The following is a 12012-nucleotide window of genomic DNA, read 5'->3' on the forward strand; positions in this document are numbered from 1 at the left end:
CCTCAATCGCCGCGGCCGCCCGGGCCGCGGCCGCGGCCGGGGTGCCCCGGCCCGTGCGGCGGCGGGCCGGGACGCCGCCGCCGCTCCGCCTCGAACTCCTCGTAGCGCGTGAGCTGGTCGGGCGTGAGCACGCTCTTCACGCGGGCGTCGGTGCGGTCGCGGAGGGCGTCGAGCCCGGGGCGGCACTCGGAGAGGAGCCGGTCCCGCTCGGTCTCCGCGTCGGCGAGGGTGGCGCGGAGCTCGCGCACCTGGCGGTCCGTGAGGTCGAGGTGGCGGCGCATCGCCCGGAGGCGGAACTGGGCGCGCGCCTCGGCCGGAGGACCCCGGAACGTGGCCTCGAGGTCGCGCAGGGCCATGCTGCGGCCGAGCGCCGCGCCGGCGACGCCGCCGAAGAGGAAGACGGCGGCGAGCACGGCCAGGGGCTTCCAGCGCGCAGGGGCGGCGGGCGGAGGCGCGGGGGGCGGGGGCGCGGGAGTGGAGGAGGACGGCGTCATTCGATCGCCTCGATGGCCTCCACGGAGGCCATGATCGCGCTGTCGACGTCGCGCTGCGTCTGCAGGAAGAAGAGGACGCTCGCGGCCGCCGCGAAGGCGGTGACGACGATGGCGGCGCGACCGGAGCGGACGATGCCGTCGGCCATCGCGGGCCGCGCGGGCCGGGGCGCGGCCGTCGCGGCGCGGACGACGGCCTCGGTGAAGGCGGCGTCCGGCGCGAGATCGGCGGTCGCGGCCGCGATGCGGGCCAGCGGGTCGTCGGCCGCCGCGGCGGCGCGCAGCACGGCCTCGGTGAAGCGGTCGTCGGCGTCGAGGCGAGCGGTCGCGGCCGCGAGGCGCGCGAGCTCCCGATCGAGCTCGGTCCGGTCGTCGTCGCGGTCAGGCATGCGGCGCCTCCTCCTCGGTCCGTCGCGCGCGGAGCGCCGCGCGGGCGCGCACCAAACGTTGCTCGACGGCGCCCTCGGAGCAACCGAGCGCGGCCGCCGCCTCCTTCGCGGGCAGCCCCTCGACGGCGACGAGGACGAGCGCGGCGCGCTCCTGCGGCGGCAGCGCGGCGAGCAGGGCGTCGAGCTCGCGGAGCGCGACGCGCGCCTCGGCGGACACGAGGCCGTCGAAGCGCGGCTCGGTCGCCTCGCGCGCCTCGCGCGGGGTGTCGCGGCGGCGCCGGAGGGCGTCGAGGCAGGCGTTCGTCACGATGCGGTACAGCCAGGTCTCCACCTTCGATCTCCCGTCGTAGCGCCCTTCGCGCAGGGCGCGGTAGGCGTCGACGAACGCCTCCTGCAAGGCGTCCTCGGCCTCGGCGAGGTCGCCGACGAGGCGCGCCGCGAGGCGGTACATCGGCGCACGCGTGTGCTCGACGATCTGCCGGAAGGCCGCGTCGTCGCCCCCGGCGACGCGCGCTGCGACGAGCCTCAGGTCGACGATCACGTGCCCCCGCGATTCTGCGCCCATCGCTCCGCGCGCGCCATCGGGACCGGCGCTCAGCGGCGCTCGAGGTCGCGCTCCCCGCCGCGCTCGCCGCGCTCGCCGCGTTCCCCGCCGCGCTCGCCGCGGAACGGGCCGCGCTCGGGCCTGCCCGCGGCCGGCCCCTGCTCGAGGCGGTCGGCGAGCGCGTTGCGCTGCGCCTCGTCGAGGACCGGGACGATCGCGGCCATCGCGTCGACCATGCGGTCGAGGTGCGCCCGCGGGCCCACCTTCGCGTCGGCGGCCGAAAGGAGCGCGCTCGCGTCGAAGCGATCGGCGGCGAACGCCTCGAGCCGCGCGCGCATCTCGGCGCGCCTCGCCTCGTGATCCGCGGGCCGCGCGCTCCTGTCGGCGTCGCTCGGCCGCATGCCCTCGAGGGCCCGGTCGATCTGCGCGCGCTGATCGTCGCGCAGGTCGAGCCCGCGGAGGAGGTGGCCCAGCGGGCCGCCCTTCATGCCCGGGCCGCCCTTCATGCCCGGGCCGCCCATCCCGCCGCGCTCGCCGTCCGGGCCGCGGTGGTGCCGGCCGCCCCGCTCGCCGCGCGCGCCCATCGCGCCGTGCTCGTCCATCTTCGCGGCGATCGCGTCGACCAGCTGCCGGCGCTGCTCCTTGGTGAGCGTGGCGTGCAGCGTGCTCAGCGCCCCGGCGACGCGCGCGCGGCGCTCCTCGTCCGCGCGGCCGGCGTCGGGCAGCTTCGCCGCGATCGCCGCCCGATCGAGCTTGCCCGCGCGCACGCCCTCGGCGAGCGCCGCGAAGCCGGCCCCGTCCCTCGGGCGCGCCGGCGCGCCCTCGCGCAGGCCCTCGAGGGCGCCCTCGATCGTCGCCTTCTGCGCGTCCGACAGGTCGAGCTCGTGGAGCGCGGCGCCCAGGAGGCGCTCCGGGCCGCCGCGGTGCCCGCCGAAGCCCTTCCGATGACCGGCGGCCTCGCCGGGGCGGCCGCCCCTCGAAGGCCCCTGGGCGAGCGCCGCCGCGGCGGCCTCCTCGCTCGGCGACGTGTCGCTCTGGCCCGTCTCCGCCGTGCAACCGGCCGTACCGACGAGCGCGCCGACGAGCGGCAAGATCCCACCAAGCCTCCACCAACGAGACTGCATCATGGACTCTTCTCCTGGGTCGCCCGCATCGTGCCGAGCGGGTCGTTCGTCCCTGGGACGCCGCCGGGCAGGGGCTCCCTACGGAGGTCCGCTTTTTTTGGAGGCGGGCCCGGCAGCCAGCCGGCTGCCCGCCGACGCGGGCCCGCGCGGCGTGGCCTCACCGCACGCTGGCGATCAGGTAGATGCGCGTCCCTTGCGGCGTGGAGACCTCGGCCTCGTCGCCCTCCGACAGGCCCAGCAGGGACGCGCCGAGCGGGCTCGTCGTCGCGAGGGTCTGCACCTCGACCCCCTCGAACTGCATGCGCTCGCCGCCGCCGGCCGGCAGCAGGAAATAGAGCGCGCGCCGCTTCCCGCTCTCCAGCTCGACGAGCGCCGAGCTCTCGATGCGGGCGCCGGGGCCGAAGTCGCGCACCGCGCAGGCGCCGAGCTTCGCGAGCGCCTGCTCGAGCTGATGCACGCGCTCGCTGTGGCCCCGCGCCACGTACGACGCCTCGGTGGCGCGCATGTCCTTGTCGCCCTCGGCGCGGTTCTCCTCGTGGGTCGCCGCGCTCGCGGCGTCGCGCGCCCGCTCGGTCGAGCGCTCGAGCTCGCGGGCGAGCTGGTCCTTGAGGGCCGCGAGCAACGCGCGCTTGTCGATGGCCGGAGGCATGGACGGCCGACACCCTACCAGACCGGATCGCGGCGGTCACTCCGCCGTCAGCCGGGAGCGCTGCCCGGGACGGCGGCAGGCTGGCGCGCTCCGGAGCGCCCCTCGCCCCGGGGCGCTGAGCGCGATGTCGCCGGTGTCGGTGACCGACCCGGCGAGCGGAAGATCGACGCCGAGGTGAGCGTAGAAGTGACGCCCGCGCACGAGGTTCCCACCGCGCTCGAGCCGGGCGAGCACATCGACCTTCGGGCGCACCTTCCCGGAGGAGCCGCGCTCGACGGCGGCCGAGAACGACAGGAGGCGACCGAGGACCGACGAGCGACATCGAGGCGCTCCTTGCGGATCTGCAATGCAGGCCTCTCTCGTGGAGCAGAGTTGAAATCACGCGCTCCTTGCAGAGGTGCAATCCATGAGCGCTGGCTGCAGACGCGCTTATCGTTCGCGTGAATCGAGTGTTTCAAAACGGTGAACAACGCAGTGAGCAAGAGCTGCCAGGAGCAGCCCGGAGCGGCCAGGACCAGCCTGGAGCAACGGGCGCTCCTTTCGCGACGAGGCACCTGCGCGATGACGATCGCGCACGAGCTCAGGAATTCCTTTACCGAGTAGGGTCGGTGGTGTAGATTCCTAATCTGCCCACGCCGCTGCTCCGAGACGGAGTGCATCGGCACGAGGGCGCGAGGCCGCGGCGCGGTTGCGCCGTGAGACCTCGCTCTGGCGAGCGATCCGAGCGGCATGCGGGACATGACGCGAGGGCTCCCGTGATCGCTTGCCAGGCCGGCGTTCCATCCCCGTACGAGCACACAAGAGGAGTATCGTGAGCCTGAATGCCCAGGAGCGGCTGCGCGTGCTCGTCGTCGACGACGAGCAGAGGATGCTGGACAGCATCGCGGCGATCCTCGCCGATGACGTCGACGTCACGACCTGCGTGTCCGCCCACCGGGCGCTCGAGCTGCTGCACACAGGCCAGTTCCACGTGGTCTGCTCCGATTACAAGATGCCGGGGATGAACGGCGAAGAGCTCCTCAAGCGCGTCGCCGCCCTGCCGCTCTACACGAGCTGCCTGCTGATCACCGGCGCCGAGGAGTTCATCCGCTCCAGCGAGGGCGGACGCCACTACGTCATCCTCAAGCCGTTCGACCCCGCCCGGACCACCCGGATCGTCCTGGAGCTCGCGCGCCTCGCCAGCACGAGGCGGTCGGTCGACGCGCTCGCGGGCTCGTCGTCCACGCCGCGCGAGACCGTCGCGCCCCCCTCGCTGCGGAGCGCGCCGTCGCACAGGTCGCCGGAGACCCGCGACGCGCCGGAGTCCTCGCAGCGCGCCAGGGTGAGCTCGTACCCGCCCCCGTCCTCCCGCACGTCGATCTCCCTCGGCGGGGCGCGGCTCGTGGACGCCGTGCTGCCGGCCCGAACCCTCAAGTGACGGCCCGCCGCGGCGTGCACGGCGCCGAGAGGGCCGGCGGAGGTGGCGCCCCGCGATGATGAGCCGAGATCCGCTCGGCGCGGCGGAGCAGATCGCGACGGCCGAGGAGATCGTCGCGGCGATGCGCCACGATCTGCGCAATTGCTTCGGGACGATCCGCAACGCGGCGTTCTTCCTCAAGCGCAAGATCGCCCGGGAGCAGGCCTTCCAGGGCGATCCGCGGGTCGAGCAGTTCCTCCACGTCATCGACGAGGAGGCGATCGCGGCGAGCGCGCTCGTCGACGGCGTCACCGACGCGAGGCCGCACCTCCGGCGCAAGCCGGTGAGCGCGAGCGCCCTCGAGTGCGTCCGCCTGGCCGCGGCGTGCGCGCGCATCGCCGAGCCGGGGGTCCGCGTGGATCTCGACGCGGTGGACGGCGTTGTCGAGCTCGATCCGGCCGAGCTGTCCGTGGCGGTGCGGTGCCTCGTGGAGAACGCGGCGGAGTCGATGCCCGGCGGCGGGGTGGTCACGCTGCGCGGGCGCGTGGTCGGCGCGCGCTACCGCATCGAGGTCAGCGACGCCGGGGCCGGCGTGCCCGCGGCGGAGCGCGAGGCGATCGCGCGCCCGTTCTACACCACCAAGCCCGGCCGCCTCGGCCTCGGGCTCAACATCGCCGGGCGCGTGGCGCGCCGCTACTACGGCACGCTCACCATCGCCGACGCCGCGCCCTGCGGCACGCGGGCCTGCGTCGAGCTGCCCCTCGCGGCCACGCCCGGGCCGCCGCCCGCGGCCGGCCCCGCGGAGCCGCCGCCGTGACGGCGGGCGCGCCGGAGGCGCCGCGATGAGCATCCGCGCTACCCTCGCGCTGATCTTCGCCGTGGCCGCGGCGGTCGTCCTGCTCGCCTCGGGCGCGCTCTACGTGACGTCCGACCGGCTCTCGCTGCTCCAGCGGCGCTCCGAGCTGTCGTACGAGCAGCTCACCCGCCACATCACGCTCGCCAACCACGCCGGGCGCTACATGCGGGAGGCGGCGGAGATCTCCCTCGGCGGCGGCGACACCGAGGAGCTCCGCTACCTGACCGAGGTCGTCGCGCGGGACCTCGCCGCGGTGGAGGCGATCGAGCGGGCGTGGGTCGCGGATCCGCGCCTCCGCGAGGAGCCGGGCGAGGCGCAGGAAGAGGACGAGCGGCTGCGAAAGATGCGCGCGAGCCTCGCGACGATCGCCGGGGACGTGGGGGAGGTGACCCGCATGGCGAGCGGCGGGGAGCGGCTCGCCGCCCACCGGCGGTTCGCGGAGCGGCCCGAGGACGAGTACGAGCGCGGGTTCTTGCCTCACATCGACGCGGCCATCCTCGACGCGCGGCGCGACGTCGCGCGGAACGCCGCCGCGGCGGGCCGCGAGAGCGCGCGGATCCGGATCGCCAGCGTCGCCTCGATGACGGCGGCGCTCGTGCTCCTCGTCGCGCTCCTCGGCGGGCTCCTGCGCGCGATGGCGCGGGGGTTCAGCGCGCTCGCCGAGTGCTCGCGGCGCATCGCCGGCGGCGACCTCGACTACCGCGTGCCCGACCTCGGGAAGCACGAGTTCGGGCGCATCGGCGCCGCGCTCCGCCACATGGCCGAGCGCCTGCGCGAGGCCCAGGAGTCGCGGCTGCGCGTCGAGCGGCTCGCCGCCATCGGGCAGCTCGCGGCGAGCGTCGGCCACGAGCTCCGCAACCCGCTCGGCGCCATCCGGAACGCGGCGTACTACCTCAAGAAGCGCCTCGCCGGCACCGAGCTCGGCGCCGACCCGCGCGTCGCCCAGTTCCTCGTCCTCATGGAGAAGGAGCTGCTCTCGTGCACCCGGATCATCGGCGATCTCCTGGACTTCGCGCGGGAGCGCAAGCTCTGCCGCTCCGCGTGCCCGCTCGCGCCCCTCGTCGACGACGCGATGTCGGTCGTCGAGGCGCCCGCGCACGTGCGCCTCGTGAACCAGGTGCCGACCGCGCTGCCCGTGCCGAGCCTCGACAAGGACCAGTTCCGTCAGGTGCTCGTCAACCTGATCCAGAACGCGGCCGAGGCGATCCCGGCCGGGCGCGAGGGCCGCGTGGTCGCGTCTGCGCGGGTGTGCGACGGCGCGCTGGTCCTGACGGTGGAGGACGACGGGGCGGGGATCGAGAGAGAGCACCTCGCGAAGATCTTCGAGCCGCTCTTCAGCACGAAGCTGAAGGGGACGGGCCTCGGCCTCGCCATCACCGCCGGCATCGTCCGGATGCACGGCGGCGCGATCGGGGTGGAGAGCGCGCCCGGCGCGGGGACGACGTTCATCATCCGGCTGCCGCTCGCGGCGGCGCCGGAGGTACACTCGGCGCAGCCCGCGTGAGCGGGGAAGGGACAGCCGTCGATGGAAGCGACCAGGCGGGTGCTCGTGGTGGACGACGAAGAGGGGATGCGCGCCACCGTCGCCGCGAACCTCGAGCTCGAAGGGTACGAGGTCGTCGAGGCGCGCGACGGCGCGCACGCCCTCGAGCTCGTGCGGCAGCAGCGCTTCGCGCTCGTGCTGACCGACGTGAAGATGCCCGGCCTCAACGGGGTCGAGACGTTCCGGGAGCTCCGGCGGATCCAGCCGGAGCTCACGGTGGTGCTGATGACCGCGTTCGCGATCGAGCAGCTCATCGAGGAGGGCATCGGCGAGGGGGTGTACGCGGTCATCTACAAGCCGTTCTCGATGGATCACCTCATGCGGATCGTCGCGCGGGCGCTCGGGTCGCGCGGCGTGCTCGTGGTGGACGACCTCCCCGCCGTGGCGGAGTCGATCGTGGCGGGGCTCAACGCGGCGGGGCTGCGCGCCGAGGCCGTGTACGACGGGCAGACGGCGATCCAGCGCGCGCGCGACGAGGCGGTCGACGTGTGCGTGCTCGACCTGCTCATGCCGTCCCTGGACGGGATGAAGACGTACGAGCAGCTCCGGCGGATGAGCAGGCCGATCACGGTGATCGCGATGACCGGCCACGCGGCGCCGGAGCTGATCCACGCGTTCACGAGCCGGGGCGGGTACGCCTGCCTGCACAAGCCGTTCGGCGTGCGCGAGCTGATGCACACGATCGCGCGCGCCAGGAGCGATCCAGGGACGTGCTGAGGGCTGAGGGGGCCGCATGCGCTTGACGGTGCTGCTCGTGGACGACGACGCGTCGTCGCGGATGGTGCTCGCGACGCTGCTCGAGGACGAGGGCTTCCAGGTCGACCTGGCCGGCTCGTTCGCCGAGGCGGGACGGATGCTCGCGGCGGAGGGCGCGGCGTACGATCTCGCGCTGCTCGATCAGAACCTCGGCGACGGCCTCGGCACCGACCTCCTGCCGGCGCTGCGGGCGCGCCTGCCTGCCGCGAAGGCGGTGCTGCTCAGCGGGTGCGGCGCCGACGACCTCGGCGGGGCGCCGGCGCCCGACGCGGTGCTCGCCAAGGGCATCGGCTTCCCGGAGCTGCTCGAGCGGCTGCGGCGGCTCGTCGGCTGACGCCTCGAGCGCCTGGATTACCGAGCTTCGGGCGGCTGCACGTCGCGGGGGTGGAGCGGGGCGGCCCCGGTCTCGGCGCAATCGCAGACCTGGCAGCCGTTCCGGTCGGTCACGCAGCGCGGTTCGAGGCCCGGGCACAGGGGGCGATACTCGGTCGGGCAGGTGCCTTTCGTGGCCGCCGAGCTCGACACCGTGGTCGCGGGGGACACCGCCGGGCATGGAGAGAAGCCGTGGTTGCACGCGTGGCCGCACCCGAGGGCGCCGCCGGCGGCGAGCGCGGCGAGCAGCACGAGCAGCATGTCGGAGCGGACGGCGCGCGCCGTGACGCAGCGCCGCGCGGGGGCGGGCTTGAGGCGGCCCTCGCCGGGCGGGGCGGCGTCGCGCGGGCCGGCGAGCCGCTCCCGCTCCGATCGGGCCGAATGGCGCGCCTCGGCGCCGGTCAGCGAGAGGTCGTCCAGCGCGCCTGTCTGTGCGTGTTTGATTCTAAGCATGATCCGCCCGTCCTCTCGAAGCGCGGAGGCTCCGCGAGCCCGCAACCGTTCATGCTATGGGGGGCCGGCCTCGCTGGCAAGCAGGCTCATTTTTCCGTTCGCAGCGCCGCTTCCGCCGCCGGACGCGCGGTGCGATGGCCGATGTGGGTGATCCTGGGGCTCGACGGGAGCGGACGCCGATAGGCCGCGGGGCCGCAGCGGTGGGCCGTTTAGACCCGGCGCAGCCTCTCCGCCGCGCGCTCCAGCGTCTCGTCCCGCTTGGCGAAGCAGAACCGCAGGACGGGCCCTGGCCCCACGCCGGAGAGGAACGGGGAGATGGGAATCGAGGCGACGCCGTGCTCGCGGATGAGGCGCAGCGCGAAATCGGCGTCTCGCTCGGCCGTGATCGCCGAATAATCGAGCACCTGGAAATACGTGCCCTCGCACGGCAGCGGGCGGAACCGCGAGCCCTCGATGAGCCTCAGGAACCGATCCCGCTTCGCCTGGTAGAAGGCCGCGAGATCGGCGGCGAGCGGGTCGCGCGTCACGACCTCGGCATACGCGTGCTGGATGGCGGCGTTCACCGCGAAGGTCACGAACTGGTGCACCCGCTGGATCTCGGCCGAGAGCGGCCGCGGCGCCGCGCAATAGCCCACCTTCCAGCCGGTCGTGTGGTACGTCTTGCCGAAGGAGCTGATGACGACGGAGCGATCCGAGAGCTCCGGATACCGCGCGAGGCTCTCGTGCCGGCGCCCGTCGAAGAGGATGTGCTCGTAGACCTCGTCGCCGACGACGAGGACGTCCCGCCCGTCCACCACCTTCGCGAGCTCGCGCATGTCGTCGGCCGACAGCGCCGTCCCGGTCGGGTTGTGCGGCGAGTTGATGAGCAAGAGCCGCGTGCGCGGCGTGAGCGCGCGCCGCACCTCGTCCCAGTCGACGCGGTACTCCGGAAAACGGAGCGTGACGAACACGGGGGTTCCGCCGTTCAGCTGCACGGCGGGCGCGTACGAGTCGTAACAGGGCTGGAACAGGATGACCTCGTCCCCGGGCCGGACGAACGCGGTGATCGTGCTGAAGATGCCCTCGGTCGCGCCCGAGGTGACCGTGATCTCGGTCGCCGGGTCGTAGCGGCGGCCGTAGAGCCGCTCGATCTTCATCGCCAGCGCCTCGCGCAGGGCCAGCACGCCCTGCATGGGGGCATACTGGTTGTGGCCGGCGCGCATGTGGCGCGCCACGGCCTCGACGAGCTCCGGCGCGCAGTCGAAATCCGGGAAGCCCTGCGACAGGTTGATGGCGCCGTGCTCGTTCGCGAGGCGCGTCATCTCCGTGAAGATGCTGACGCCGGTCGACGGCAGCTTCGAGGGGAGCAGGGGCGTGGTCATGGCGGTCTCCTCGGCCGGGTTTCGACGGGCAGGGACCTTAGCATGCGGCCGCCTCAGCCGGCGCTCCGGTCTTGCCCCGGCCGCTCGGCGACGATCACCGAGTTGATCACCTCGTCGTGCGGGTGGATCTCCAGGAGCGGCTCGAACGGCGCCATCCCGTGGATGTCGACCTCGGGGTAAAGGAGCGTGCGCAGGCGCTGCGAGCTGCGGACGAGGAGCAGCGCGCCCGGGCGCATGGCCCCGTGCAGGTGGTGGAGCAGGCGGCTCTTCTCGCGCCGGTTCATGCCGACGAGCGCGGCCAGGAACACGCAGTCGAACTCCGAGAGATCGGAGCAGGACAGGGCGTCGGCGCAGACGAACCTGAGCCGCTCCGACAGCCCGAGCCGCCGCGCGAGCGCGCGGGCGGCGGCGTACGCCTCCTCGTCGACGTCGATGTTGCTGACCGGGAGGCCATAGCGCTCCGCGAGCAGGATCGAGGTGAAGGGGAGCGGGCCGGAGCCGATGAACAGCACGCGCCGCGGCAGCTCGTCGCGCACGCCCCGCAGGCTGGAGAGCTCGAGCCGGGTCAGCTTCTCGTAATTGAGGGCGTAGGGGAAGCTCCGGAGCTCGGCCGCCGGGTCGTCCGCGGCGGCGATGCGGCGCGCCCAGTGGCGCTCCAGCTCGAACTCGCCGCGCGAGCAGACGCGCCACAGGCCCTCGCGGATCGCGCTCACGACCGGATCGCCGAGCACCTCGTCGACCTCGCCGCGCGACCGGGACATGGAGATGCTCACGAGCTCGCTGAACAGGTGGTTCACCCGCTGGCTCGGCTCGAGGGAGCCCATGGTCGCGAGCTCCTGATAGATGCGGTGGATGCGTGTCGAAAGCGAAGGTGTGGTGATCGTGCCCATGACGCCCTCGGTTCAGCGGAGCCGCTCGTCAGGGGCGTTGTCCCAGGGGAGCGCCGCGGTGCTCCCCTCGTACGCCGCCGGCAAGAGCGCGCGGAGCCGCGCGGCGGCGTCGTCGGGCCAGTGCGCCGGTACGTAGGGCATCCGCTCGTCGAGCCCCGTCCGGAGGGTGAAGCGGGCGCGGACGCACTCGGGGAGGTCGCGGCAGGCCGGGATGTACCAGAGGCTCAGCGCGGTGCGGTCCTCATCGCTGTCGTTCGCGTGCGTGGCGTGAAGGAGGCGCACGTCGATGACGACCAGATCGCCGGCGTTGACCGGGAGCGAGACCTCGTCGGGATAGCTGTGGAAGGCGGGAGAGCTCGGATCCCGCATGCGCTCCAGATCCGGGATGCTGGCGTCGCGCAGGGACTCGTGGAGGGGGTGGCGCCTCCTGTGGCTGCCCGGGATGACGCGGAGACAGCCGTTGTGGCGCGTCGTGTCGACGAGGTAATAAATGAAGATCAGCTCGTGCGGCTCCGGCTCGTACGCGAGCTGGTGATTCCAGGTGGTGCAGTCCTGGTGCCAGAAGGTCCGCGGTGTCCTCGGCAGCTTGTTGAAGACGATGCCGTGCTCGTAGTACGGCTCGTCGAACCCGAGGCGGCGGAGCGCGGCGCGCGCCCGCGGGTGCCCGATGAGATCGACGAACCCCGCCTCTCGCAGGAGATCGAAGAGGCTGCCGATGGCGACGTGCTTCTCCTGGTACTCCCTCGCCTGCTGCGGCGCGAGGATCCGCCTCGCGAGCGCGCGGTAGCGGAGGACCTCGTCGCGGCCGAGCACGCCGGGGAACACGGTGTATCCGTCCGAGAGGAGGCGCGCCCGCTCCGTTCTCGCTGGCGCTGTATCCGGGAGAGGGCTCGCGATCGGCTCATCCATCACATCCATAAGGGCTCCCTTCTCAAGCAACGTGTCCCCGCCAGGCCCGGCTCCGCGCTCGACCGGCGACAGGAGGCGCGCAGCCGGGGGGCGGAGAGGCGTGGCGGGTGATCAGGCGCGAGCTCGCCGGGCGCGCCGTGAGACCGGGCCCGGGCCGCCGCGCGACGCCGGCGATCGCTGCGCCGCGAGCAGGACCGACCTGCCGGTCAACCCGTCGCCGCCGGCAGGTCCCTTATGTGTCGCAAGCAATAAAAAGTCAATTGCAAATGAATTGCGATA

15 protein-coding genes are annotated in these 12012 nt (G+C 73.6%); 5 read left to right on the forward strand and 10 right to left on the reverse strand.

Annotated features, from left to right (window positions below; genetic code table 11):
• Positions 1–2 precede the first annotated feature (2 nt).
• The 6 genes from WMF33_RS47800 to WMF33_RS47825 all read right to left on the reverse strand — a co-directional run bounded on the left by WMF33_RS47800 (position 3) and on the right by WMF33_RS47825 (position 3449).
• A complete protein-coding gene (locus WMF33_RS47800; protein WP_061623877.1) occupies positions 3–413 on the reverse strand; it encodes a hypothetical protein in 411 nt (136 codons plus the stop codon).
• Between the two features lie 77 nt (positions 414–490).
• Complete coding sequence (locus WMF33_RS47805) at positions 491–880, reverse strand: hypothetical protein (RefSeq protein ID WP_437334802.1); 390 nt, start codon at positions 878–880, stop codon at positions 491–493.
• Complete coding sequence (locus WMF33_RS47810) at positions 873–1445, reverse strand: RNA polymerase sigma factor (RefSeq protein WP_437334803.1); 573 nt, start codon at positions 1443–1445, stop codon at positions 873–875. The genes WMF33_RS47805 and WMF33_RS47810 overlap by 8 nt, the downstream gene beginning before the upstream one ends.
• 29 nt (positions 1446–1474) lie before the next feature.
• Positions 1475–2551, reverse strand: a complete 1077-nt coding sequence (locus tag WMF33_RS47815; RefSeq protein ID WP_437334804.1) for a Spy/CpxP family protein refolding chaperone — start codon at positions 2549–2551, stop codon at positions 1475–1477.
• Between the two features lie 154 nt (positions 2552–2705).
• Positions 2706–3197, reverse strand: a complete 492-nt coding sequence (locus tag WMF33_RS47820; RefSeq protein ID WP_437316766.1) for a GreA/GreB family elongation factor — start codon at positions 3195–3197, stop codon at positions 2706–2708.
• Between the two features lie 36 nt (positions 3198–3233).
• The gene (locus WMF33_RS47825) at positions 3234–3449 is read right to left on the reverse strand and encodes a hypothetical protein (protein WP_437334805.1); all 216 of its coding nucleotides are present in this window, start codon (positions 3447–3449) and stop codon (positions 3234–3236) included.
• A gap of 559 nt (positions 3450–4008) precedes the next feature.
• Between WMF33_RS47825 and WMF33_RS47830 the strand changes: the two genes are divergently transcribed.
• Genes WMF33_RS47830 through WMF33_RS47850 form a run of 5 tightly spaced genes read left to right on the forward strand, consistent with a single transcriptional unit; the run spans position 4009 to position 8082 of the window.
• Positions 4009–4614, forward strand: a complete 606-nt coding sequence (locus tag WMF33_RS47830) for a response regulator (RefSeq protein WP_437334806.1) — start codon at positions 4009–4011, stop codon at positions 4612–4614.
• 58 nt (positions 4615–4672) lie between these two features.
• The gene (locus WMF33_RS47835) at positions 4673–5410 is read left to right on the forward strand and encodes an ATP-binding protein (protein ID WP_437334807.1); all 738 of its coding nucleotides are present in this window, start codon (positions 4673–4675) and stop codon (positions 5408–5410) included.
• 25 nt (positions 5411–5435) lie between these two features.
• Complete coding sequence (locus WMF33_RS47840) at positions 5436–6953, forward strand: sensor histidine kinase (protein ID WP_437334808.1); 1518 nt, start codon at positions 5436–5438, stop codon at positions 6951–6953.
• Between the two features lie 21 nt (positions 6954–6974).
• Positions 6975–7709 carry a response regulator gene (locus WMF33_RS47845; RefSeq protein WP_437334809.1) on the forward strand — a complete coding sequence of 245 codons (735 nt, stop codon included), beginning with the start codon at positions 6975–6977 and terminating at the stop codon, positions 7707–7709.
• 16 nt (positions 7710–7725) lie between these two features.
• Positions 7726–8082: a response regulator gene (locus WMF33_RS47850; RefSeq protein WP_437334810.1), complete on the forward strand. Its 357-nt coding sequence runs from the start codon at positions 7726–7728 to the stop codon at positions 8080–8082.
• A gap of 17 nt (positions 8083–8099) precedes the next feature.
• On the opposite strand, the gene WMF33_RS47855 is transcribed toward WMF33_RS47850, so the two are convergent.
• The 4 genes from WMF33_RS47855 to WMF33_RS47870 all read right to left on the reverse strand — a co-directional run bounded on the left by WMF33_RS47855 (position 8100) and on the right by WMF33_RS47870 (position 11742).
• Positions 8100–8573 carry a hypothetical protein gene (locus WMF33_RS47855; protein WP_437334811.1) on the reverse strand — a complete coding sequence of 158 codons (474 nt, stop codon included), beginning with the start codon at positions 8571–8573 and terminating at the stop codon, positions 8100–8102.
• 209 nt (positions 8574–8782) lie between these two features.
• Entirely contained in the window at positions 8783–9934 is a 1152-nt protein-coding gene (locus tag WMF33_RS47860; RefSeq protein WP_437334812.1) for a methionine aminotransferase, read from the reverse strand.
• A 53-nt stretch (positions 9935–9987) separates the two neighbouring features.
• A complete protein-coding gene (locus WMF33_RS47865; protein ID WP_437334813.1) occupies positions 9988–10824 on the reverse strand; it encodes a nicotianamine synthase family protein in 837 nt (278 codons plus the stop codon).
• 12 nt (positions 10825–10836) lie between these two features.
• The gene (locus tag WMF33_RS47870) at positions 10837–11742 is read right to left on the reverse strand and encodes a phytanoyl-CoA dioxygenase family protein (RefSeq protein WP_437334814.1); all 906 of its coding nucleotides are present in this window, start codon (positions 11740–11742) and stop codon (positions 10837–10839) included.
• Positions 11743–12012 lie beyond the last annotated feature (270 nt).

Source organism: Sorangium sp. So ce394 (assembly GCF_051474665.1).
Lineage (GTDB): Bacteria > Myxococcota_A > Polyangia > Polyangiales > Polyangiaceae > Sorangium > Sorangium cellulosum_D.